General features: G+C 69.1%; 25 protein-coding genes. 13 read left to right on the top strand and 12 right to left on the bottom strand.

Annotated features, from left to right (window positions below):
* The first annotated feature begins 18 nt into the window (after positions 1 to 18).
* On the top strand, positions 19 to 549 hold the full coding sequence (locus ACFQVD_RS39150) for a CGNR zinc finger domain-containing protein (protein WP_343969233.1): 531 nt from the start codon (positions 19 to 21) through the stop codon (positions 547 to 549).
* Here ACFQVD_RS39150 and ACFQVD_RS39145 read toward each other — a convergent pair.
* The gene (locus tag ACFQVD_RS39145) at positions 519 to 821 is read right to left on the bottom strand and encodes a S24 family peptidase (RefSeq protein ID WP_343969236.1); all 303 of its coding nucleotides are present in this window, start codon (positions 819 to 821) and stop codon (positions 519 to 521) included. The two genes, ACFQVD_RS39150 and ACFQVD_RS39145, sit on opposite strands and share 31 nt — an antisense overlap.
* A 90-nt stretch (positions 822 to 911) precedes the next feature.
* Between ACFQVD_RS39145 and sodN the strand changes: the two genes are divergently transcribed.
* The 3 genes from sodN (at position 912) to ACFQVD_RS39130 (ending at position 2898) form a co-directional block, all read left to right on the top strand.
* Positions 912 to 1313 (top strand): superoxide dismutase, Ni, encoded by a 402-nt coding sequence (gene sodN / locus ACFQVD_RS39140; protein ID WP_030924829.1) that lies wholly within the window; start codon positions 912 to 914, stop codon positions 1311 to 1313.
* 362 nt (positions 1314 to 1675) lie between these two features.
* Positions 1676 to 2101 (top strand): ATP-binding protein, encoded by a 426-nt coding sequence (locus ACFQVD_RS39135; protein ID WP_030924831.1) that lies wholly within the window; start codon positions 1676 to 1678, stop codon positions 2099 to 2101.
* Between the two features lie 17 nt (positions 2102 to 2118).
* On the top strand, positions 2119 to 2898 hold the full coding sequence (locus ACFQVD_RS39130) for an RNA polymerase sigma factor SigF (protein WP_211264307.1): 780 nt from the start codon (positions 2119 to 2121) through the stop codon (positions 2896 to 2898).
* A 119-nt stretch (positions 2899 to 3017) separates the two neighbouring features.
* On the opposite strand, the gene ACFQVD_RS39125 is transcribed toward ACFQVD_RS39130, so the two are convergent.
* On the bottom strand, positions 3018 to 3401 hold the full coding sequence (locus tag ACFQVD_RS39125) for a hypothetical protein (RefSeq protein WP_343969243.1): 384 nt from the start codon (positions 3399 to 3401) through the stop codon (positions 3018 to 3020).
* 114 nt (positions 3402 to 3515) lie between these two features.
* Here ACFQVD_RS39125 and ACFQVD_RS39120 point away from each other — a divergent pair, with 114 nt between their 5' ends.
* On the top strand, positions 3516 to 4475 hold the full coding sequence (locus ACFQVD_RS39120; RefSeq protein ID WP_343969246.1) for a diacylglycerol/lipid kinase family protein: 960 nt from the start codon (positions 3516 to 3518) through the stop codon (positions 4473 to 4475).
* Between the two features lie 279 nt (positions 4476 to 4754).
* Complete coding sequence (locus ACFQVD_RS39115; protein ID WP_343969249.1) at positions 4755 to 5009, top strand: WhiB family transcriptional regulator; 255 nt, start codon at positions 4755 to 4757, stop codon at positions 5007 to 5009.
* A 471-nt stretch (positions 5010 to 5480) separates the two neighbouring features.
* Here ACFQVD_RS39115 and ACFQVD_RS39110 read toward each other — a convergent pair whose 3' ends face one another.
* Complete coding sequence (locus ACFQVD_RS39110) at positions 5481 to 6944, bottom strand: sensor histidine kinase (RefSeq protein WP_343969252.1); 1464 nt, start codon at positions 6942 to 6944, stop codon at positions 5481 to 5483.
* 68 nt (positions 6945 to 7012) lie between these two features.
* Here ACFQVD_RS39110 and ACFQVD_RS39105 point away from each other — a divergent pair, with 68 nt between their 5' ends.
* The 5 genes from ACFQVD_RS39105 (at position 7013) to ACFQVD_RS39085 (ending at position 12513) form a co-directional block, all read left to right on the top strand.
* Entirely contained in the window at positions 7013 to 8173 is a 1161-nt protein-coding gene (locus tag ACFQVD_RS39105) for an 8-amino-7-oxononanoate synthase (RefSeq protein ID WP_343969255.1), read from the top strand.
* Entirely contained in the window at positions 8170 to 8889 is a 720-nt protein-coding gene (locus ACFQVD_RS39100) for a GntR family transcriptional regulator (protein WP_030924850.1), read from the top strand. Before ACFQVD_RS39105 ends, ACFQVD_RS39100 begins: the two co-directional genes overlap by 4 nt.
* A 19-nt stretch (positions 8890 to 8908) precedes the next feature.
* On the top strand, positions 8909 to 9631 hold the full coding sequence (gene bioD, locus ACFQVD_RS39095; protein ID WP_343969261.1) for a dethiobiotin synthase: 723 nt from the start codon (positions 8909 to 8911) through the stop codon (positions 9629 to 9631).
* Positions 9632 to 9732: 101 nt separating this feature from the next.
* On the top strand, positions 9733 to 10728 hold the full coding sequence (bioB, locus tag ACFQVD_RS39090) for a biotin synthase BioB (RefSeq protein ID WP_343969264.1): 996 nt from the start codon (positions 9733 to 9735) through the stop codon (positions 10726 to 10728).
* 132 nt (positions 10729 to 10860) lie between these two features.
* Positions 10861 to 12513 (top strand): acetolactate synthase, encoded by a 1653-nt coding sequence (locus tag ACFQVD_RS39085; RefSeq protein ID WP_343969267.1) that lies wholly within the window; start codon positions 10861 to 10863, stop codon positions 12511 to 12513.
* Positions 12514 to 12609: 96 nt separating this feature from the next.
* On the opposite strand, the gene ACFQVD_RS39080 is transcribed toward ACFQVD_RS39085, so the two are convergent.
* Positions 12610 to 14391: a protein kinase domain-containing protein gene (locus tag ACFQVD_RS39080; protein WP_386273567.1), complete on the bottom strand. Its 1782-nt coding sequence runs from the start codon at positions 14389 to 14391 to the stop codon at positions 12610 to 12612.
* Between the two features lie 372 nt (positions 14392 to 14763).
* Positions 14764 to 14973: a biotin synthase auxiliary protein BsaP gene (gene bsaP / locus ACFQVD_RS39075; RefSeq protein ID WP_343969275.1), complete on the bottom strand. Its 210-nt coding sequence runs from the start codon at positions 14971 to 14973 to the stop codon at positions 14764 to 14766.
* On the opposite strand from bsaP, the gene ACFQVD_RS39070 reads away from it, so the two are divergent.
* Positions 14972 to 15376 carry a thioesterase family protein gene (locus ACFQVD_RS39070; protein ID WP_343969278.1) on the top strand — a complete coding sequence of 135 codons (405 nt, stop codon included), beginning with the start codon at positions 14972 to 14974 and terminating at the stop codon, positions 15374 to 15376. The two genes, bsaP and ACFQVD_RS39070, sit on opposite strands and share 2 nt — an antisense overlap.
* Here the strand turns inward: ACFQVD_RS39070 and ACFQVD_RS39065 are convergent.
* From ACFQVD_RS39065 to ACFQVD_RS39040, 6 genes are all read right to left on the bottom strand, one after another.
* Positions 15366 to 15578 carry a biotin/lipoyl-binding carrier protein gene (locus ACFQVD_RS39065; protein WP_157594786.1) on the bottom strand — a complete coding sequence of 71 codons (213 nt, stop codon included), beginning with the start codon at positions 15576 to 15578 and terminating at the stop codon, positions 15366 to 15368. The two genes, ACFQVD_RS39070 and ACFQVD_RS39065, sit on opposite strands and share 11 nt — an antisense overlap.
* Before the next feature lie 160 nt (positions 15579 to 15738).
* Positions 15739 to 17019: an HD-GYP domain-containing protein gene (locus tag ACFQVD_RS39060; protein ID WP_343969284.1), complete on the bottom strand. Its 1281-nt coding sequence runs from the start codon at positions 17017 to 17019 to the stop codon at positions 15739 to 15741.
* Complete coding sequence (locus ACFQVD_RS39055) at positions 17016 to 18362, bottom strand: HD-GYP domain-containing protein (RefSeq protein ID WP_343969287.1); 1347 nt, start codon at positions 18360 to 18362, stop codon at positions 17016 to 17018. The genes ACFQVD_RS39060 and ACFQVD_RS39055 overlap by 4 nt, the downstream gene beginning before the upstream one ends.
* 435 nt (positions 18363 to 18797) lie before the next feature.
* Positions 18798 to 19742, bottom strand: a complete 945-nt coding sequence (locus ACFQVD_RS39050) for an NAD-dependent epimerase/dehydratase family protein (protein ID WP_343969290.1) — start codon at positions 19740 to 19742, stop codon at positions 18798 to 18800.
* A gap of 200 nt (positions 19743 to 19942) precedes the next feature.
* Positions 19943 to 20209: a mycothiol system anti-sigma-R factor gene (rsrA, locus tag ACFQVD_RS39045; protein ID WP_030924877.1), complete on the bottom strand. Its 267-nt coding sequence runs from the start codon at positions 20207 to 20209 to the stop codon at positions 19943 to 19945.
* 64 nt (positions 20210 to 20273) lie between these two features.
* Positions 20274 to 20879, bottom strand: coding sequence for a sigma-70 family RNA polymerase sigma factor (locus tag ACFQVD_RS39040; protein ID WP_343969346.1), 606 nt, complete (start codon positions 20877 to 20879; stop codon positions 20274 to 20276).
* A gap of 286 nt (positions 20880 to 21165) precedes the next feature.
* Between ACFQVD_RS39040 and ACFQVD_RS39035 the strand changes: the two genes are divergently transcribed.
* Positions 21166 to 21906, top strand: coding sequence for a class I SAM-dependent methyltransferase (locus ACFQVD_RS39035; RefSeq protein ID WP_343969295.1), 741 nt, complete (start codon positions 21166 to 21168; stop codon positions 21904 to 21906).
* Between the two features lie 350 nt (positions 21907 to 22256).
* Here the strand turns inward: ACFQVD_RS39035 and ACFQVD_RS39030 are convergent, their stop codons facing one another.
* Positions 22257 to 22589, bottom strand: a complete 333-nt coding sequence (locus ACFQVD_RS39030; protein ID WP_343969298.1) for a TraR/DksA family transcriptional regulator — start codon at positions 22587 to 22589, stop codon at positions 22257 to 22259.
* Positions 22590 to 22611 lie beyond the last annotated feature (22 nt).

Below are 22611 nucleotides of genomic sequence, written 5' to 3'. Positions count from 1 at the left end.
ACATTGACGGATCCTCAGATGGACCTGACCTCCTACGCGGAGCTGGCCGTACTACTGATCAACAGCCCCGACCGGCTGACCGGTCTCGAAGGGCTGCGCGCGCTCCTGGAAGAGGGCGGTCGCTACCGGCCCGGCTGCCGCATCACCAGAAGCGACCTGGAGGCCCTGCGTGACCTGCGCGAAGAACTGATGATCGTGTTCGAGACCGCCGAGGCGGGCGACGAGGAGGCGGTGGTCGACCGGCTCAACTCGCTGCTGATCCACCACCCGGTCCAGCCGCAGATCTCCGGGCACGACGGCGAGCGCTGGCATCTGCACCTCACCGAGGGCGGCCGGATGGCCGACCAGTACGCCGTGGGAGCGGTGATGGGGCTCGCCACCATGATCACCGATCTCGGCGTCGACCGGCTCGGCCTCTGCCAGGCGCCGCCCTGCCGCAGGGCCTACCTCGACACCTCCTCCAACCGGTCGCGCCGGTACTGCTCGGAGCGGTGCGCCAGCCGTGCCAACGTCGCCGCCTACCGGGCCCGCCAGAAGGTCGGCCAGTAGCGCAGCACCACCCGGCCGACGATCGACGACGGAGGCAGCGCGCCGAAGTCCCAGCTGTCACGCCTGCCGGGAGCACGCTGGTTGTCGCTCTCCAGCCACCAGCCGCCGTCCGCCTCCCAGACCGCACGTTTGACGATGAGCACGGCGGGGTCGGACGGCAGCCGGGCGACTACCAGGTCGCCGGGCCTCACCGCCGCTCCGCGCCGTACCCAGAGCCAGTCGCCGGACCGCAGCGCGGGCAGCATCGAGTCCCCCGCGACACGTACTCTCATCGAGCGTAACCCCCTCCCACACGGGCATTCAGAGACGAGTAAGGTCGTTAACCGGACCATTCTGAACATGGCATCAAGGAAGGATTTCCGATGCTCGCACGACTTCTGCGCCCCAGGAACATCGCGTCGGCGCACTGCGACCTGCCCTGCGGCGTGTACGACCCGGCTCAGGCCCGCATCGAGGCCGAGTCCGTCAAGGCCATCATGGAGAAGTACGCCGGAAACGAGGACCCGGTGTTCCGCTCCCGTGCGCTCACCATCAAGGAGGAGCGGGCCGAGCTGGTCAAGCACCACCTGTGGGTGCTGTGGACCGACTACTTCAAGCCTCCGCACCTGGAGACCTACCCGCAGCTGCACCAGCTGTTCTGGGAGGCCACCAAGCTCGCGGGCGCGGCCGGCGGCAAGGGCACCGTCGACGTCGCCAAGGCCGACGAGTTGCTGGGCAAGATCGACGAGATCTCCAAGATCTTCTGGGAGACCAAGGCCGCCTAAAACCCTCACGACCAGCCCGTGAGGCCGCGCCGGGGACCTGCCCCAAGCAGCACCCCTGGGGGACGTGCCTGCGCTCTGTCCCGAGGGACTACCGTGAGGCCGCGCCGGCGACTGGACCGAGGAGAGCGGGGTCGTGAGGAACGAGCGACCCCGCTCGACGAGGGAAGGAGCCGGATAAGAGCGGCCTCACCGCGACGCGTCAGCGTCGCCATGTAACAACCGAACCGCGACGCGTTAGCGTCGCCAGAGGGTCGCCATAGATTCGTAATCAATACAGTCAAATCGCCCCGATCGCGAGTCCAAATGGGCCAACCACCGTCTCAGGGCTGTAGGTTGCAGTCAGCGACTCTGCGAGGAGGAACGTGACCGAACACACCGAGGCGCCCGCAGTCGGCATGGGCGGGATCCGTGACGTGGTGAGCGTCCGGCTGCCGGCGACGAGTGCTTATCTGTCCGTGCTGCGTACGGCGACAGCCGCACTTGCCGTACGGCTGGACTTCACGCTGGACGAGATCGAGGATCTACGGATCGCGGTCGACGAGGCGTGTGCGATGCTGCTGACCCAGGCCGTCCCCGGCACCGATCTGACCGCCGAGTTCGAACTCACCGGGCAGTTGATGAAGGTGCGGGTCGAGGTCAGCACGGTGGGAAGCACCCCCCCGAAGCGCGACGATTTCGCGTGGATGGTGCTCACCGCCCTGGCTGATGATGTGGATGCCGTAACCGACTCCCCCGACCGTATGGCGATCGTCCTCCGCAAGCGCCGAGGCGCGGCGAGGCCGGCGTGACGGAAAGGACTCGTGCCATGGCCGCCAGCGACCACGCGGTGCCCGACCGGGTGCGTGCGCGCCTGCTCTTCGCGGAGCTGGTGGAGTTGACCTCCGACGACCCCCGGCGCCAGCGCATCCGTGACGAGCTCGTCGAGCTCCACCTGCCCCTCGTCGAATATCTCGCCCGCCGGTTCCGCAACCGGGGCGAGTGGCTGGATGACCTCACACAGGTCGCGACCATCGGCCTGATCAAGTCGATCGACCGCTTCGATCTCGGCCGCGGCGTGGAGTTCTCCACCTACGCCACCCCGACGATCGTCGGCGAGATCAAACGTCACTTCCGTGACAAGGGCTGGGCGGTCCGCGTACCGCGCCGGCTTCAGGAGCTGAAGCTCTCGCTCACCAAGGCGATCAGCGAGCTCTCCCAGCGGGAGGGGCGCGCGCCGACCGTGGCCGAGCTGGCCACGTTCCTGAAGATGAGCGAGGAGGAGGTGCTCGAAGGGCTGGAGTCGGCCAACGCCTATTCCACGGTCTCCCTCGACGCGCCCGACTCCGGCGACGACGACGCACCGGCGGTGGCCGACTCCCTGGGCATCGTGGACGACTCCCTGGAGGGCGTCGAGTACCGTGAGTCGCTCAAGCCCCTGCTGGAGCGGCTGCCTCCGCGCGAGAAGCGAATCCTGCTGCTGCGTTTCTTCGGCAACATGACACAGTCCCAGATCGCCACCGAGCTCGGCATCTCGCAGATGCACGTGTCCCGGTTGCTCGCCAGGACACTCGCGCAGCTCCGCGAGGGCCTGACCGTGGACGACTAAGGCCTGCCTGGCAGGTCCTGCCGCGACGAGGGTCGGTCAGGCGGTGCCTTACAGGGCAGCGGGGGAACCGCGGTGACCGGTGGCGCGACGAGGCCCCGCCTGACCAGTCCCGCGAGTGCCTACTCCTGGTCCCCGTAGAGGGCGTGCGTCGTCGGCGGAGACAGTAGCGTGACCAGTCCGATCACCGCCAGGGTGATCAGCGAGATGCCGATCACCAGTTGGTCGGACTGGATCAGCGTGATCGAGATCGGGGTGGCGAAGATCTGGGTCAGCACGCCCGGACTCCTGGCCCACCGCTCGGTGAGGATCATGCCCCATCCGACCCAGAGCAGAGCCGCGCCGATGATGATCCCGGACACCGCGACGGCGATCGAGGTCGTCAGGTCGGACGGCTGGCCGATCACGGTCTCCACTCCGACGTAGCCGCCGAGGAGCAGAGCGGTGGCGCCTTCCACCGCCATGACGGCGGCGGCGACGGCGAGGGTCATCGGACGGTTCGACACGGTGTCAACCCTATCGCCGGAGGGTGCCGCACCGTTCTTTGCCGTCTTGGCTTGGACCTTAACGGAAGGTCGGGTTTCGACGGAAGTTCGGGGCTCGGCGGATACGCTGAGATTATGCGCGCGATGCTCCTGGTGAACCCGAAGGCGACGACGACCAACCAGCGGACCAGGGATGTGCTCATCAGGGCGTTGAGCGCGACGATGAACCTGACCGTCGAGGAGACCGGCTACCGGGGACACGCGACACAGCTCTCCCGCAAGGCCCACGCCTCCGGTTACGACGTGCTGGCCGTCCTGGGCGGTGACGGCACCATCAACGAGGCAGTGAACGGCCTGCTCGACCCGGTGGACGGAAAGGGAGGCGACGAGGGCAGCTCGGCCGACCGGCCGGCACTGCTGGCCATCCCCGGCGGCAGCGCCAACGTGTTCGTCCGGGCCCTCGGCCTGCCGAACAGCCCGGTCGAGGCGGTGGGGGCGATCCTGGAGGCGATCCGGGACGGCCGGCAGCGGATCGTCGGCCTCGGTCAGGCGATCTGGGATGGCCAGACTAGATATTTCACGTTCTGTAGTGGCCTGGGGTACGACGCCGAGGTGGTCAGGGCGGTCGAGGGGATGAGGGGCACCGGCCGCAAGGCCACGCCCGCGCGCTACGTGAACACCGCACTACACCACTACCTGTCGACGGACAAGCGCCATCCTTCGATGACCGTCGAGGGGCCGGAGGTGCCGCCGACCGGCGGCATCTACATGGCCGTCGTCTCCAACACCTCACCCTGGACGTACATCGGCCCGCGGCCGGTCTCACCGACCCCGTGGGCGAGCTTCGAGACCGGCCTTGACCTGCTGGGACTGCAGCGCCTGGGCCTGCCGAGCATGCTCCAGCTGATACCTCAGATCATCGGTGCCCGCGACACTCTGCCCAACGGCCGTCACCTGGTACAGCTCCACGACGAGGGAGAGTTCACGCTGAGTGCCGAGCGGCCCGTGGCGTTTCAGCTGGACGGGGACTACCTGGGGGAAGTTGAGCGAATAACGTTCCGTTCTATCCCTAACGCGTTACGAGTCTTGGTCTAACCCGTTACGTCGTGTCATTGTGTGACGCATCCGACATCCATTTCAGGCAAAACCTTCTCCCAAACCTCTTGCGTGTACTGAGCGTGGCTGACAATCTCGAGATTGACGTCGGAACGTAGGACCTTTGAGCGGCACCCCGCTCCCAGGCCATCGGCGATCAAGCGGACGTGCCCCGAGCCGAACCACGGATCGGGGAGTTGTTCGCGCTGGTTAGTGAAACTCTTCACAAAGTGAGCCGTTGGAGCGCGTAAGAGCTCCTCTTTACTAAGGAGTGGACGCATGGACTGGCGCCACCGAGCTGCCTGCCGTGACGTGGACCCCGAGCTGTTCTTCCCGATCGGCAACACCGGCCCCGCCCTGATGCAGATCGAAGAAGCGAAGCAGGTCTGCCGTACTTGCACCATCAGTGAAGCATGCCTGAAGTGGGCACTGGAATCCGGGCAGGACGCCGGCGTCTGGGGCGGCCTGAGCGAGGACGAGCGACGCGCCTTCAAGCGCCGTACGGCCCGAGCCCGCGCCCGCAGTGGTGTTTAACAGTGTTCAACTGCGACGCTGACGCGTCGCGGTTCGGCCGCTCTTACCCGGCTCCTTCCCTCGTCGTTCATCCGCTTCACTCCTCAGTCCAGTCCCCGGCGCGGCCTCACGAGTGTCCGGCGACGCTGACGCGTCGCGGTTCGACCGCTGGGACCCGGCTCCTTCCCTCGTCGAGCGGGGTCGTTCGTTCCTCACGACCCCGCTCTCCTCAGTCCAGTCCCCGGCGCGGCCTCACGGTAGTCCCCTCGGGCCAGGGCATGGGCACGTCCCAAGGTGGCATCTGATCGGTCACCGGCTTGGCGTTGTGGTGAAGCGCGCTGATCTGGTTGCCTATCTCTTCGCTTGTTCCGTTTCGCGTTGCGTCAACGGCGACGCCGCGCGTTGCGGATAGGACACTCCGATCCCTGCTCCGGCCGGCGATACGGCCTCGCTGTGAGGTCTTGAACTGATGCTATTCCCCTGTCCTGCCGCCTAGGCAGCGGGGAGGGGGATGCTCAGGCTCACCTCGGTGCCGCCGCCCTGTCGCGGTTCGATGGCCAGCCGCCCGGACAGCTCTCCCACCACCAGGGTCCGTACGATCTGCAAACCCAGACTGGTGGTCTGGTCCAGGTCGAAGTCCTCCGGCAGCCCGCTGCCGTTGTCGGACACGATCACGTCCAACCGCTCGCCCCCGCGTGACACGATCACCTGAAGCTTACCCTGACGCTGCGCCAGCCCGTGCTGGACCGCGTTCTGCAGCAGCTCCGTGAGGACCATCGCCAGCGGCGTCGCGATCTCCGAGCGCAGCACCCCGAAGCTCCCGACCCGGCGCGGCACGACCTGCGTCTCCGGGGCCGCGACCTCTCCCGTCATCGCGATCACCCTGTCGGCGATGTCGTCGAAGTCCACCTGCTCCTCGGGCGTGTGGGAGAGCGTCTCGTGCACGATCGCGATCGACCCGACCCTGCGTACCGCCTCCTCCAGCGCCTCCCTGCCCTCCGGCAGCTGCAGCCGCCTGGCCTGGAGCCGCAGCAGCGCGGCCACCGTCTGCAGGTTGTTCTTCACCCGGTGGTGGATCTCCCTGATGGTGGCGTCCTTGGTCATCAGCTCTCGCTCGCGGCGGCGCAGCTCGGTCACATCCCTGATGAGCACCAGGGCGCCGATCCTCCCGCCGCCGACGATCAGCGGGATCGCCCGCAGCTGCACGACGGTGCCACCCGACTCCACCTCCGTCTCCCTGGGCTCTCGCCCACTCGCGACGATCATCAGGTTCTCGTTGATGGGCTCGTCGGAGTAACAGAGCGTGGCGGTCGTACGGCCCAGCTCCGCACCGACCAGGTCGGCGGTGAGGCCCAGCCTCCGGTAGGCCGACAGCGCGTTCGGCGAGGCGTACGTGACCCGGCCCGCCCGATCGAGCCGGAGCAGCCCGTCGCCCACGCGCGGTGAGCGGACCAGGATCGGCTCCGCGCCGGAGAACGGGAAGCGGCCCTCGGCCACCATCTGGGCCAGGTCGGAGGCGCTCTGCAGGTACGTCAGCTCCAGCCTGGAGGGGGTCCGCGCGGAGGACAGGTTCGTCGAGCGCTGGATGACGCCCAGGAAGTGGTCGGCCCGCCGCACGGGAATGGTCTCCTCGCGCACCGGCACCCCGCTCGACCAGTCCGGATCACCCTCACGGCAGATACGCCGCTCGTTCCAGGCCGTCTCCAGCAGCGGCCGTTCGCCCTTCGCGGCGATCATGCCAACGATGTCGTCGTGATAGACGGTCGGCCCGGTGGTGGGCCGCATCTGCGCGATCGCGACCCAGCCGGAGCCGTCCTTCAGCGGGATCCACAGGATCAGGTCGGCAAAGGACAGGTCCGCGAGGAGCTGCCAGTCGGAGACCAGCGAGTGCATCCACTCAAGGTCCGCATCGTCGAGCGCGGTGTGACGAACCGCCAGGTCGCTTAGAGTCGGCACCCGTGCATCATGCGTTCTTTCCAGGCCCGAACGCGAATCGGGTGAGTCCTGCTGAAAAGATGCCGCTTATGGAGCAGATCCCTGATCCGCTGGTCCGGTTCCGCGCGGCGGCGACCACGAGGGAGGCCGCGGGGCTACGGCGGACCCTGCGCGCCCGTACACCGGACGACGACGGCCTCGTCGATCTGGCCTCCAACGACTACCTCGGCCTGGCCAGGGACGAGCGACTGGCCGAGGCCGCCGTGGCGGCGACACGTACCTGGGGTACCGGCTCCACGGGTTCCCGCCTGGTCACCGGCTCCACGACCCTGCACGCGCGCCTGGAGGCCCGGCTGTGCGCCTTCACCGGCGCGGAGGGCGCCCTGGTGTTCTCCTCCGGCTACCTGGCCAACCTGGCCGCCGTCGCGGCTCTGGGCAGGGGCGCCCTGGTGGTCTCCGAGGCGGGCAACCACGCGTCGATAGTGGACGCCTGCCGGCTGTCGCGCTCGCGGGTCGTGGTCACCCCGCACCGGGACGTCGCCGCCGTGGAGAGGGCGCTGGCCTGCCGGGAGGAGGAACACGCGATCGTGGTCACGGACGCGGTCTTCTCCGTGGACGGCGATCTGGCCCCACTCGCGGAGCTGTACGCGGCGACGGTGCGGCAGGGTGCGCTGCTGGTCGTCGACGAGGCCCACGCGATCGGGGTCGTCGGGCCGCGCGGACAGGGCGCCGTGCACGCCGCGGGGCTGGCGGCCGAGCCGGGCATTGTGAGAACGATCACACTGTCCAAGTCCCTGGGCTCCCAGGGCGGAGCCGTACTGGGCACGCCCGAGGTGATCCAAACCCTTGTGGACACGGGCCGGCCGTTCATCTTCGACACCGGGCTGGCACCCGGCAGCGTGGCCGCGGCACTCGCCGCTGTCGATATCCTTCACCATCAGCCCGAACTGCCCGGACGCGTGCGAACCATGGCGAGGGAGCTGGCCGCTATGGCCCGCGATCTCGGCCTGGAGAGCGGCGATCCAGCGGGTGCGGTCGTCCCCGTCGTGCTCGGCCCACCCGAGATCGCACTTCGGGCCGCCCTCATCTGTGCGGAACACGGGGTGCGCGCCGGATGCTTCCGGCCGCCCTCGGTGCCGGTCGGCCGCTCTTGCCTGCGCTTGACGGCACGGGCCAATCTGAGTTCCGACGATCTAGCGGTGATCAGGGGTGCACTCACCGCCGTGGCCGAGATGAAGGTGACCATGTGAGCGACGACTCCCCGAGAATCCCGAAATACTACGACGTCAAGCGCAGCCTGCTCACCCTCACCAAGAGCCTGCCCGCAGGCAGCGCCCTGCCCCCCGAGCGAGCCCTCGCGGTCCGCTTCGAGACGTCGCGCACCACGGTGCGCCAGGCCCTGTCCGAGCTCGTGGTCGAGGGCCGCCTGGTGCGCATCCAGGGCAAGGGGACGTTCGTCGCACAGCCCAAGGTCGCCCAGGTCCTCCAGCTGACCTCCTACACCGGGGATCTGCGGACCGTCGGCCTCGAACCCGACACCAAGATCCTTGACATCAGCTACGTCACCGCCGACGAGCAGCTGGCCCGCCGCCTGGCCATCAACGCCGGCGGCCGCGTGCTGCGTATTCACCGGTTACGCCTGGCCAGCGGCGAGCCGATGTCGATCGACACCACCCACCTGTCGGCCCGGCGCTTCCCCCGCCTGCGGCGGGAGCTGGAGATGCACTCCTCGCTGTACGAGACGCTGTACAACGCGTACAACGTGCGGCTGACCGACGCCGAGGAGATCATCGAGACCGTGCTGGCCACCCCGTACGACGCGCAGGTGCTCGGCGTCGACGCGGGCCTGCCGCTGCTCCTGCTCACCAGGCACGCCTTCGACGCGGACGGTAACCCGGTCGAGTGGGCGCAGTCCCTGTACCGGGGCGACCGCTACAAGTTCGTCACCCGGCTGCGCCGTCCCTGACCCACCTAAGCTGGGACGGATGAGCATTCTCGTGGTCACCGGGACCGACACCGGGGTGGGAAAGACAGTCGTCACCGCGGCGGTGGCCTCGCTCGCCAGGGAGCGGGGCTCCTCCGTGGCCGTGCTGAAACCCGCGCAGACCGGGGTGTCGGACACCGAACCCGGCGACGTGGACGACATCATCCGGCTGTCCGGGGTACGGACGACCTTCGAGTCGGCCAGGTACCCTGCCGCGCTGTCCCCCGCGGCGGCGGCGCGCCTGGCCGGTCTGCCGCCGGTCTCCCTCGCCCGGGTGGCGGACCGGGTCGGCGAGCTGGCCGACTCACACCGGCTGGTGATCGTCGAGGGGGCGGGCGGGCTCCTCGTCCGTTTCGACGAGGAGGGCGCGACCCTGGCCGACCTGGCCAGGGCGCTCTCGGCGCCGGTGCTCCTGGTGACCAGGGCCGGGCTGGGCACGCTCAACCACACCGCGCTGACGCTGGAGGCGATGGCCCACCGGGGGCTGGAGCCGGCCGGGGTGGTGATCGGCTCCTGGCCGGCCGAGCCCGGCGTTGCCGAGCGGAGCAACGTCGCGGATCTGGAGATGCTGGCCGCCCGGCCGCTGGCGGGCGCCCTCCCCGAGGGTGCCGGGCTGCTGGGGCGCGACGCCTTCGCCCGCGCCGCCCGCTCCGGGCTGGGGCCGGCGCTGGGCGGTGGCTTCGACCCCGCCGCCTTCCGCACCACCCTTAGGCTTTCCCCGTAGCCACGGCCGCGGATCCGAACCGCTCGACGTCCTCCCCGGTGGAAGCCGGGAGTCCCCCTTTCCCGGGGCCGGCACCCGGGATCTCCACGCTGGAGGTATTCATGAGCGACATCCTCGAGATCGCCAGGACGCAGGTGCTGGAGGAAGGCCGCGGTCTCGACGCCGCACAGGCCCTGCGCTGCCTGGAACTGCCGGACGACCGCCTGGCCGAGCTGCTGGCCCTGGCCCACGAGGTGCGGATGAAATGGTGCGGTCCCGAGGTGGAGGTCGAGGGGATCGTCTCCCTCAAGACCGGCGGCTGCCCCGAGGACTGCCACTTCTGCTCGCAGTCGGGGCAGTTCTCCTCCCCGGTCCGCGCCGTCTGGCTGGACATCCCCTCACTGGTCGAGGCCGCCAGGGAGACCGCCGCGACCGGGGCCACCGAGTTCTGCATCGTGGCCGCCGTACGGGGACCCGACCAGCGCCTGATGGACCAGGTCCGCCAGGGCGTGAAGGCGATCCGCGAGGCGGTGGACATCAACGTCGCGTGCTCGCTGGGCATGCTCACCCAGGCTCAGGTCGACGAGCTGGCCCAGATGGGCGTGCACCGCTACAACCACAACCTGGAGACCGCGAGGTCCCACTTCGGGAAGGTCGTCACCACCCACACCTGGCAGGAGCGCTGGGACACCTGCCTGATGGTGCGCGAGGCCGGCATGGAACTGTGCTGCGGCGGCATCGTGGGCATGGGCGAGACGCGGGAGCAGCGGGCCGAATTCGCCGGGCAGCTGGGCGAGCTGGCGCCCGACGAGGTCCCGCTGAACTTCCTCAACCCGCGCCCCGGCACGCCCTTCGAGTCCTTCCCGCTGCTGGAGGGGTCCGAGGCGCTCCGGACGATCGCCACCTTCAGGCTCGCGCTGCCCCGCACGATCCTGCGCTACGCGGGCGGTCGCGAGCTGACCCTGGGCGACCTGGGCACCCGCGACGGCATGCTCGGCGGCATCAACGCGATCATCGTGGGGAACTACCTGACCACCCTGGGTCGCAGGGCCGAGGCCGACCTCGGCCTGCTGGCGGACCTGAAGATGCCCATCAAGGCGCTCTCCGACACTCTCTGAGCCTCCCTCCGACGCATGACGGCCCCTTATCTCCGGCCGGATGCCATATGTGCCGCCCGCATTAGGCGAGGGGATCTGGGCAGGGAGAACAATCCCTGTTCGGCTAAGTGACTGACTGGTAGGTTGCGCGATATGGAGTCTCCGAAGCACGCAGGTGACATCGCGGTCGCCATCTCCAAGGCATACGGCATCGAGACCATGTTCACCCTGTCCGGTGGACATGTCTTCCCGCTCTACGACGGCGCGGTCCACGAGGGGATGCCCATCCTGGACGTTCGCCACGAGCAGAGCGCGGTCTTCGCCGCCGAGGCGACCGCGCGGCTCACCCGTAAACCCGGGCTGGCCGTGCTCACCGCGGGGCCCGGCATCACCAACGGCGTCAGCGGAGTGGCCACCGCGCACTTCAACGGCTCGCCCGTCGTGGTCATGGGAGGCCGTGCCCCCCAGTCCCGGTGGGGTTCGGGCGCGCTGCAGGAGATCGACCACCCGCCGCTGTTCGCACCGATCACCAAGCTGGCCTTCACCGGATCGGGCGCCGACTCCATCGCTCAGGACGTGGAGATGGCCTTCCGCACCGCCCTCGCTCCGCACCGCGGCCCCGTCTTCCTCGACTTCCACATGGACCACCTCTTCTCGGCCGCGCCTCCGCTCGAGGAGGCCCCCGAGACGCTGACCCCGTCGCCGCTGGAGCCCGACCCCGATGCGCTGGCCGCGATCGCCCGCCTGATCGCCGAGGCCCAGCGCCCGGTGCTGGTGCTCGGTTCCGATGTGTGGATGGACCGCGCCGAGGAGGTCGCCAGGGGCTTCGCCGAGGAATACCGGTTGCCGGTCATCCCCAACGGCCAAGGCCGCGGCATCCTGCCCGCCGGCCACGAACTGCTGGTCACCCGGGCCAGAGGAATGGCGTTCTCCCAGGCGGACCTGGTGATCGTGGCGGGCACCCCGATCGACTTCCGCCTCGGCTACGGCTGGTTCGGCGGCAAGGACGGCGCTCCGCTCGCCAAGGTCGTGCACCTGGCCGACGCGCCGTCACAGCTGACCACGCACATGGACCCGGTCGGCACCGCCGCCGGCGACCTCTCGCTGCTCTTCTGGGGGCTCGGCACGGCCTGCGCCGAAGCGGGCGTGTCCCCCAAGAACCACGCCCCCTGGGTGACCCGGCTCTCCGAGGCGGCCTCGGCCGCCATCGCCGCCGACGCCGCCCTGCTTGAGTCCGCGGCCGACCCGATCCACCCGATGCGGATCTACGGCGAGCTGGGCAAGCTCCTCGCCGACGACGCCGTGGTGATCGGTGACGGCGGTGACTTCGTCTCGTACGCGGGCAAGTACGTCGAGCCGAAGCAGCCGGGCAACTGGCTCGATCCGGGTCCGTACGGCTGCCTGGGCACGGGCCTGGGTTACGCCATCGCCGCCAGGTTGGCCCGCCCCTCCTCACAGGTGGTGCTGTTGCTCGGCGACGGTGCGGCCGGTTTCTCGCTGATGGACGTCGACACTCTGGTGCGCCACCGGCTGCCGGTCGTGATGATCTGCGGCAACAACGGCATGTGGGGTCTGGAGAAGCATCCCATGCAGATGCTCTACGGCTACGACGTGGCCGCGGATCTCCAGCCGCAGTGCCGCTACGACCAGGTGGTGACCGCCCTCGGCGGTGGCGGCGAGCTCGTCACCGACCCCGCACAGATCGGCCCGGCCCTGCGCCGCGCGTTCGACTCCGGCGTGCCCTACATGGTCAACATCGCCACCGACCCCTCGGTGGCCTATCCTCGCCAGACCACGGGCGTCTAGGCTCTGCTCGACGGGCGTCGATCTCGTCGGCCTGTCGCCGACGAGATCCGCCACCGCATTGACCGGACCTTTCGCTACCTGGAGGGGGACATCCGGCTAGGTCGTGGGTGTGGCGGTCGGTGTGGGGGTCGGTGGGCACTTCTCACTGATCACCACGATCTCCACCGGCTTGCTGGAGTCCCACATGGCATTCGGCGCGGGGTCCTGCTGAACCACTTTCAAGCACTGTGAGTGGTCGATGTCGGCGCTCTCGCTGACCTTCGCCTTCAGACCCGCCGCCTTGAGCTGTGCCACGGCCGCCGTCGGAGTCAGACCCACGACGTTCGGCACCTTCCTCTTCTGCGCCGGCGTCGCGGTCGGCGTTGGCGTCGGGGTGGGGGTCGGCGTGGGAGTCGGAGTCGGCGTTGGCGTGGAGGTCGGGGTCGGGGCGGCGGGCTCCGTCGATGGCGGACAGCCATCGTCGGTCACCACGATCTCCACCGGCTTTCTCGGATCCCACATGACCCGGGCGACGGGATCCTGCTGAACGACCTTCGCGCACTCCGAGCCGCCCGTGTCGGCGTTTCCGAAAACCGTTGCCTTCAGACCCGCCTTCTTCAGGTACGCTCTGGCCGCCTCCGGTGTCAGGCCCGTCACGTTGGGCACCCGCCGCTTCTGCACCGGCTTCGCGGTGAGCGTCTGCGGTTCGCTCACGCTGGGCGTCGACTGGGTGTTCATGTTGTCTTTCGGCACCGTGGAGGCCGCCAGCCCGTTGATCGCCACCGCGACAAGACCAACGCATATCACGCCCGCCGTGGCGGACACGGCCACCAGCCCGCCCTTACGCCGTGGCTTCTTCATCGCGCGGGAGCCGCGCCCGCCGGGAATGGCCTCGGTGGCCTGCGCCGACCCCGGCACCTCGGGTGGCTCGGTCCCCTGCCGGCCGCCCGCCGGCCCATGTCCTGGCTGAGGTGCAGCGGAGCCCTGCCAGCCCGTCTGAGGCCCGGCGAACGCCTGCTCCTGCCAGCCGGTCTCGACCGGTGACTGCTGCGGACCCGCCTCGGCGTCCCGCGGGAGGATCGACTGCCTCGCGGCGGCGCTCATGGCCATGGCGCTTGGGAAGCGCCGGGCCGGATCCTTGGCGAGGGAGCGCTCCACAAGTGCCCGGATCGCGGGCGGGACGTCTGGCGGCAGCGGCGGCGGCGTCTCGCGGATGTGCTTGAGCGCGATGGTGACCGGCGTGTCACCGTCGAACGGGCGCTGCCCGGCCAGGCACTCGTACGCCACCACGCCCAGCGCGTAGATGTCCACCGCGGGGGTGACGGGTGCGCCCTCCGCCTGCTCCGGCGCACAGTAGGCGGCGGTGCCGAGCACCATGCCCGCGTCGGTGAGCCGGCTGGCGGTGTCGGACCTGGCGATGCCGAAGTCGGTGAGCACCAGGGTGCCGTCCGAGCGCACCAGCAGGTTGCCCGGCTTGATGTCCCGGTGAACGATGCCCTGGTCATGGACCGCCTGCAGCGCCGAGGCCGCCTGGGCGATGAGGTCCATCGCGGCGCCGGGGGCGATGCGTCGCAGCCGCCCGAGCAGGCGGTCGAGCGGCTCACCGTCGACGAACTTCATCACCAGGTACGCCGTAGCCCCCGCGCCGGGCACCTCGTGAACCCCGTAGTCGTACACGTCGACGACCCCGGGGTGGTTGATCGTCGCCATCGCCCTGGCCTCGCCCTGGAAGCGAACCAGGAAGCCCGGATCATCGGTACGGCCCGGAAGCAGCACCTTGACGGCGACGGTGCGGGCCAGGACCATGTCCTCGCCCTTCCACACCTCGCCCATACCACCGGCGCCGATGCGGGTGTTCAGGCGATACCGCCCCGCCAGCGTCGTGCCTTGGGCCACCATTACTCCCCCGTAACCCTCTCCACTCCTACGCCAGGGCTCTCCAACAAAGCGGATTCGCATCGCGGCACCGTCACGGCGCTGTAACGAAACCCTGCATGCCGTAGGGCTCGCAAACAAGACGCGTGCCGTAGCATCGCACAAACCCCGGCACTTTTGGGCGTACTTGTACACCTTGCAGACCCTTGCGCCCGGGGCAACTCGGGCGTCATACCCGAAACAGTCGACTCGGGTACCGCACTGGCAACCCACAGCACATCAGCAAAGTCCGTAAAACCCTACAGGTCTACGAAGATAAGGCGTAAACCGGGGCGAAAGCCATCTACTTCACCGAACCACATTCGGGTGGAAAAGCCGGTCGCATGCCGCTCACCGTCAGCCGCTTGTCACACCGTGCTCGGCGCAGCGCGCGGACCAGCCGCCGGGGGTCACCTGCACCACCATCCGGCGGCGGCAGCGGGCACAGTAACGGGGCGGCTCCATCACGCGCGCGGCCCGGCACCCGGCGTGGTCGGCCTCGCCCTCCGGGCGGCCGCAGTGGTCGCAGTACGGGGTCACGGGACCAGAGCCTATGCTGGCGCGCATGGCACTCGCTCCCGGTCTGCAGGCACGGCTTCTCACCATGGTGGAGAGAGAGGACACCGCGGCGAAGGTCGGCAGCGGGGACGTCCCCGTGCTGGCCACCCCCCGCGTACTGGCTCTCGCGGAACAGGCGACCCTCCAGGCGGTCGCGGGGGCTCTGGCCCCCGGCCAGACCTCCGTCGGCACCCGGGTCTCTCTGGAGCACCTGGCGGCCAGCCCGGTCGGCACGCACATCGAGGTCGTCGTCGAACTCACCGAGGTCGACGGCCGCCGCCTGGTCTTCGGCTTCACCGCCCGCGATCGGAGGGCCGTCGTCGCGAGCGGAACCATCGAGCGCGTCGTCGTCGACCGCGAACGCTTCCTCGCGCGCCTCGCTCCCGGGAACGAGGGCGGAACTACTCGATAACGGCGATCAGGTCGCCCTCCTGGATGACGTCGCCCTCGGCGACCTGCAACTTGGCGATCACACCGTCGTCCTCGGTGAGGACCGGGATCTCCATCTTCATCGACTCAAGAATGAGCAGGGTGTCGCCGTCCTCGACGGTGTCCCCCTCGGCCACCAGGACCTTCCAGACGTTCGCCACCATCTCAGCGCGGATCTCAGCCACCGGAAACTCCCATCGTTCAACGTTCTTCAACTTTGCCAGACAGAGCTGATCACGCTCGCATCCGAGACACCAGTCCTGTGTCGTACTTTCCGTCGACGGACTCCAGGCCGTTACAGCAACTCCAGGCAGAGCCGCAGCCGGCGTTCAGCCGCGGGGAGGCTTAGAGCCGATGGATCGGGGCCAGCCTGTCGATCACTTTGGCCATCGCCTCGACGACCGTCGGATCGTACTCCTTGCCCGCGCCGAGACGGAGGCGCTCCAGTGCGGCGCCTGCCCGATCGCGGTCACTGGAACCACCCACGAGATCGTCGTAGGCGTTGGCCGCCTTGATGATGCGGCTGGCCATGGGCGGCGTCTCGGCGCAGGTGTCACACTGACGACGGACGATCTCGGCCACCCGGTCCAGCACCCCGGTCTGCTTGATCACCTCCGCGCCCAACTCGGCGATGCGCCGCGCCTGCTCGGGGTCGGTGAGGACCGTGGCACCGCCGGGAATCGGGTCGCGCAACGACAGCTGACCGATGTCGTGCATGAGCGCGGCGTATTCGAGCTCCAGCAGCTCGGGCTCCGCCGTGCCGAGCTCTCGCCCGACCGCCACCGCCAGGCGGCTCACCCGGCGGGAGTGCCCCGGCTCGACATAGCCGCCGACCTCGGTGACCCGCGACAACGCTCGTACGGTCTGCAGATAGGTGGCCCTGATCCCGGCGTACTTGCGGAAGGCGACCTGGGTGACCAGCAACGGCGCCGCGAAGACCAGCAGCGCGGCCATGTCCATGCTGTGCGAGGCGAGCGCGAGCAGGATGCCCGAGGCCGCGACGGCGACCCCCAGCGGCGCCGCCATCCACAGCTCGTCGTGAACGGCCACCCTGAAGGCGGCACGCACCTGCTCGGCCCGGAGCGCGGCGGCCAGCAACACGTCCGCCACCACCATGAGCAGGATGAACAGTGCCATCACTCCGAGCGCGGGCCACCAGCCGCTCTCATCGCCTCTGGCCAGGTCGAACAGCGGGCCTGCCAGCGGCCGGTAGGCCAGCGCGAGCAGGGCGCCGGTGAGCAGCCTGCGCGCCATCGCGTCCAGACGGGGTGGACGGCCCACCGCGAGGTGCGGAAGCGCCCCGGCGACCATGCCGACCGAGAGCACCGCGACGACCTGGAGCGCCGAGTGCCGGGTGGGAACACCGCCCATGTCCAGCAGGAGCGTGTAACCGAGCGCGGCCGCCGCGCCGATCGGTGCCACCTCCCTGTTGCCGGGCATGGTCAGCCTGGCCAGCTCCCCCACCGCGATCAACGCGCCGAAGGCGACGGCGATCTGGGGATCGAGCAGCCCTGTCGCGGCCGTGTGGGCCACCCCGGCCACCGCCAGCAGGCCCGCCGCGCAGATCAGCAGCAGCTGACCCGAGTCGAGCGCCTGGAAAGCCCGGTTGGCGCCGGAGCCGTTCATCGCTCGGACACCACCTGAATGGGCATGGTCGGGTCGTCGTGATCCTTCGTGGTGGTCTCCGCCGCGTCCGCCGGGGGCGTGCCGACGGTGCGCGGCGGCTCCCAGCCGTCACGGTCGACCGCCTTGATGAACGCCACGACCATCACCGGGTCGAACTGGGTGCCGGCGTTCTTGCGCAGCTCGGTCATGGCCACCTCACGCGAGCGGGCGTTGCGGTAGGAACGGTCCGAGGTCATCGAGTCGAAGGCGTCGGCCACCGCGATGATCCTGGCGAACTCCGGGATCTCGTCCCCCGCCAGCCCCATCGGGTAGCCCTTGCCGTCCTGCCGCTCGTGATGATGCATGATCCCGGCGAACGCCTCGTCCAGGAAGTCGATGCCGCGCACGATCTCCAGCCCGCGCATCGGATGGAGCTGGATGGCCGCGAACTCCTCCTCGCTGAGCGGGCCGTCCTTCTGCAGCACCTTGGTCGGCACGCCCAGCTTGCCCACGTCGTGGAGCATCCCGGCGTAGCGGATCGCGCGCAACCGCTCGGACCTCATGCCGATCTCCTCGGCGATCATTCCCGCGGCCAGGGAGACTCGGGTGCAGTGGCCGCGTGTGTAGTAGTCCTTGGTCTCCACCGCCTGGCAGAGCGCGGCGATCGTGGCGTCGTAGGAGCGCTGCTGCGCGAGGTACTGGCCGAAGGCCCAGCGGGCCACGAAGAGCGGGAGCAGCACGAGCACCGCGGAGATCGAGTTGACCGTGGCCCACAACCCCGCGATCAGCAGGCCGAAAGTGGCGTAACCGAAGTAGGAGACCATGAACTGGGCCACGCCACGCAGCGGCACCTGGTGAGCCTGGCCCGTGAACGCCAGCACGAACGCGATCAGGACGAAGTTGAGGGGCACGAAGACGGCCGCCGCGCCCGCGAACGGCACGATGATCTCGTCGAATCCGGCGATGGTGGGTACCTCGGCCCTGCCACCGAGCGCCACGTAGACCCGGCCCGCGACGTAGCCGCAGATGGCGAACTGGGCGCTGTTGAACAACCGCTTCACCAGCGGCAGGCCGGGCCGCACGCTGAACATGGCGGTCATGCCGACCAGCGCCGCCCCCTCGGGGCCGAGCAGCACCACCGCGGCGAGCACGGCGGAGAAGCTGACCGACACCGCCGCCTGCCTGACGTGCAGCAGGGTGGGCACCGATTCGCACACCAGGAACAGCAGGGCAAGCACCATGAGGTTGGACCAGTCGAGCCGACCCAGACGAGCGTCCGCCGCCATGCTGTATCCGAGCAGCACGAAGGCGGCTCCGATGACAAGGATCAGATAGACCTTGGCAAACCACGGCAGTCCACGCAAAGCGGCCACCCTAGGGCTCCGAAGGGCGCGCGTTCAGGTCCAGGAGATCCCGGGATGGGCCGGGCCGACCGTTTCCTTCAACATGCGCTGCCTCCACGTCGATTTCGCACTCAGGCTACAGAAGCGAGCCAGATCAGGAGGGCGAGACGACCAATCGCAAGCAAAGCGTAATCAGTCAATCACGTGCTGTTGGCGACGCTGACGCGTCGCGGTTCGGGCCTGCCTACGGCGACGCTAACGCGTCGCGGTGAGGCCGCTCTTGTCCAGCTCCTTCCCTCGTCGAGGGAGGCCGCTCGTTCCTCGCGACCTCCCTCTCCTCAGTCCAGTCGCCGGCGCGGCCTCACGGGTAGTCCATCGGGAAAATTCTTGAGGGACTCCCCTGGGCGCTGTCCCGGTCTGCGGTGCGGTCTCACGAGGTGAGGGTGCTTTGCGGGATCACAGGCTCGTGATCCTGGCCCTCGCCCAGTCGACCGTGGCCTTCAGGCCCGTGGCCAGGTCCGTCTGGGGGCGCCAGCCGAGCTCGTCGAAGGCGTCGGCCGGATCGACGGCCATGGCCGGGAGGTCTCCCAGGCGTGCCGGGGCCGCACCCGGCTCGTCGGCGGCCCCCGCCGCCGCGGCGACCAGCGAGTGCAGCCTCCGGTCGGTGGTCTCGACTCCGGTGCCCAGGTTGAAACGGCCACCGCCGCCCTTGGCACCACAGGCGCGGGCGAAGCCGTCGACCACGTCGTCGACGAAGATGTAGTCGCGAGTCTGGGTGCCGTCGCCGTACACCACCGTGGGGGTGCCGTTGAGCAACGCGTCCGTGAAGATGGCGACCACCCCCGCCTCGCCGTCCGGCGACTGGCGCGGGCCGTACACGTTGGCGAGCACCAGCGTGGTGTAGTCGATGCCGTGGAGCGCCTTGAACGTGGCCAGGTAGGTCTCCGCGCTGAGCTTGGAGGCCGCGTACGGAGAGCGCGGGTCGGTCGCCGCGCCGCCGGAGACCGGGATGACCTCCGGCCTGCCGTAGACCGCGACCGAGGAGGCGAAGACGACCTTGCGGGTGCCCCCGTGGTGGGCGGCCGTCAGGGCCGACACGGTGCCCTCGACGTTGAGCCTGGCGTCGTGCACCGGGTCGGCCACGCTCTTGCGCACGCTGATCTGCGCGGCGAGGTGGCAGATGACCTCGGGTCTCCACTCGGCCGCCAGGCCGATCAGGGCCGGGTCCCGGACGTCCATCACGTGCAGGGCGAACAGGGGACTCTCCGCGGCGCGGACCAGGTTGCCGCGGTCACCGCCGGACAGGTCGTCCACCACCGCGACCTCGTGCCCGTCGGCCAGCAGCCGGTCAACGAGGGTGGATCCGATGAACCCCGCCCCACCGGTCACGAGTATGCGCATGAGCAACCCCCATCGTCGTGTGACTCCTCGGCTCCACGAGGGGAGCGGCTTCTCGGTTCCCTGGACCGAGGGAACCGACGGCCAGGTCATGACCGTTTCGAACCCAGGAACCATAACAGGGAAGCGGTTCACCTGCCGGGTGGACCCGGCAGTCCCTCGGCACACGCGACGACCACGACCGTACGGAAGCTCCGGAGAGGTCAGTGGGCGAGTTCGGAGCGTACCTGGTCGATCCGGCTGAGCACCTTGGCCCGCAGGTCTTCCGAAACCTGGTCGCAGCCGCAGTGCTTGGCCACGAGTTGCTTGACGACCTGTTCCAGGCCGTACTCCTCCAGGCAGGGGTGGCACTCGTCCAGGTGCTGGCGGATGTCCGCGCAGTTGCGCTCGTCGAGCTCGCCGTCCAGGTAGGTGTAGACCTTGTCCAGGACCTCACGACAGTCGGTGTCGTGGTGCTCGCCACAGCTCATGCGATCACCTCACCCAGGGGTGTCGAGGCCGCCGGGGCGGGATCGCCGTTCCTGTCTCGCTCGCTCACTTCGCACCTTCCGCGGGAACCAGGCCACGCTCGCGGGCGTAGTCCTCCAGTTGGGTCCGCAGCTGGCGACGGCCACGGTGCAGCCGCGACATCACAGTCCCGATGGGGGTCCCCATGATGTCCGCGATCTCCTTGTACGGGAAGCCCTCGACGTCGGCGAGATAGACCGCGATGCGGAACTCCTCAGGAAGCGCGGCCAGCGCCCGCTTCACGTCGGTGTCCGGGAGGTGCTCCAGCGCCTCGGCCTCCGCCGACTTCAACCCCGCCGAGGTGTGCGACTCGGCCCTGGCCAGCTGCCAGTCCTCGATCTCCTCGGCGCCCGACTGCTTGGGCTCCCGCTGCTTCTTGCGGTAACTGTTGATGAAGGTGTTGGTCAGGATTCGGTAAAGCCACGCCTTGAGGTTCGTGCCTTGCTGGAACTGGTGGAAGGACGCGAACGCCTTGGCGAAGGTCTCCTGAAGAAGGTCCTCGGCGTCCGCGGGGTTCCGGGTCATCCGAAGTGCGGCGGAGTAGAGCTGGTCGAGATAGGGCATGACATCCCGCTCGAACCGTGTGCTCCGCTGCTCCAGAGTCTCCTCGTCTGTCGCAGGGACCGGACCCACCCCCTTAAGATCGCCGGAGTCCTGCTGACGCGGGACACCGTACTGAGCGGAGGATACCCGCTCACCGGGGATGGCCCGATCACCGGGGCGGGTGACGGGTTCGATCAAGGCGAGCATCTGCTTGCCAACCTCCGAAAGGATCGTGCGTTGTCCGCTTGCAACACGCTCGTCCGGTCATCTGTTCCCGCAAGATAGAAGGTGACGAACGACCCGGTACGGGGAAAAGAAGATACGTACCGGTAGGTAATCAAAGACCACCGGATCCTCCCGACGCCAGGAGCTGCTTGTGCTGCCCATCCCGGCCGAAGAGCTGAACGGCTCAGGTGCGCTCGGGCCGTACTGGACCTTTTATCACGCGGTCGTGGCCGAGCAACTGAGTCGATGGCTGCCGGAAACCCCCTCCACCGTCCTCGACATGTCCTGCGGCAACGGCCGCTGGGCCGTCCAGGCGGCGAAGGCGGGACACCGGGTGATCGAGATGGTCGACTTCCGCCGGCCCGCGGACGATCAACCGCTGCACGACATCTCCAAGGTCAGCCAGGTACGCGCCGACGACCTGCGCTTCCTGCCCGACTGCAGCGTGGACGCCGTGCTCGCCGAGGAACGGGCGATGTCCGTGGAGCTCATGGCCGAGTCCGCGATCGACGATGTCGCCAGGGTTCTGCGTCCCGGCGGCCGGACACTGGTCTGCGTCGACTCCCTGGTGCTGGGGATGGCGATCCTCGCCGAGCAGAACTACTGGGCCCACCTGCGCCAGACCGGCGAGGTCATGCTCGTTCCCTGGCCCGACGGCAGCATCACCCGCTGCTTCAGCAGCGCCCAGCTCCGGGAGCTGCTCACCGAGGCGGGCCTGGAGGTCGAGTGGGTACGGCCCCGCACGGTGCTGTCCCCTTCGACCGTCGACCATGTGCTCGCCTCCGACTCCCGGGCGCTCACCTGGCTGGTCAACACCGAGTTGGACACCCACCCCGACGACGACGACACGGTGGGCATCCACTTGGTCGCCAGCGCACGCCGGCCCTGTTAAAGGCGACGCTGTGTTGATTGCGACGCTAACGCGTCGCGGTTCGGCCGCTGGGATCCGGCTCCTTCCCTCGTCGAGCGGGGTCGCTCGTTCCTCGCGACCCCGCTCTCCTCAGTCCAGTCGCCGGCGCGGCCTCACGGGTGGTCCCCAAGGGAGGGCATGGGGTACGTCCCCTGGGCGCTTCTTGGGTTGGGTGAACGGCCCGTCCCTCCTGGGGAGGAGAGAGACCTCGCGGCCTCACGGGTCGTCCCGCGGCCCGTCCCCAGGAATGCTTCTGGAGCGGGTGAGCGGGTTCCGGGGAGCAGGAGCCCGAGGGGCACGGGGCATGTCCCCGGGGTGTTTCCTGGGCGGGGTCAGCGGCGGCGTTCGCGTTTGGACTGGCACTGGAGGCAGCGGGCGGCTTCGGGGCGTGCCTCCAGCCTGCCCTCCGGGACGGGTGCGGCGCAGTCCGCACATAGTCCGTAGCGCCCCTCGTCCATCCGCCTGAGTGCTTCGATCACCGAACCCCGGTGCCGGGTGGCCCCCTCCAGCAGTGCCCGGTTGCGGTCGGAGTCGGTCAGCTCGGAACCGGCGTCCGCCGGGGAGCGGTCCCCCGCGGCGGGTGAATCTCCACGAAGGACTCCAATGGAACGGTCAAGTTCGGCGAGCATGTTCTTCAGGCGCTCGCGCGCGGTCGCGACGTCCACGAATCCGCACCTCCGGAAAACG

It is taken from the genome of Streptosporangium amethystogenes subsp. fukuiense (assembly GCF_042665875.1).
Classification (GTDB): domain Bacteria; phylum Actinomycetota; class Actinomycetes; order Streptosporangiales; family Streptosporangiaceae; genus Streptosporangium; species Streptosporangium fukuiense.
Note: the sequence above shows the minus strand (reverse complement) of the source record. Positions and strands in the feature narration are given on the sequence as shown.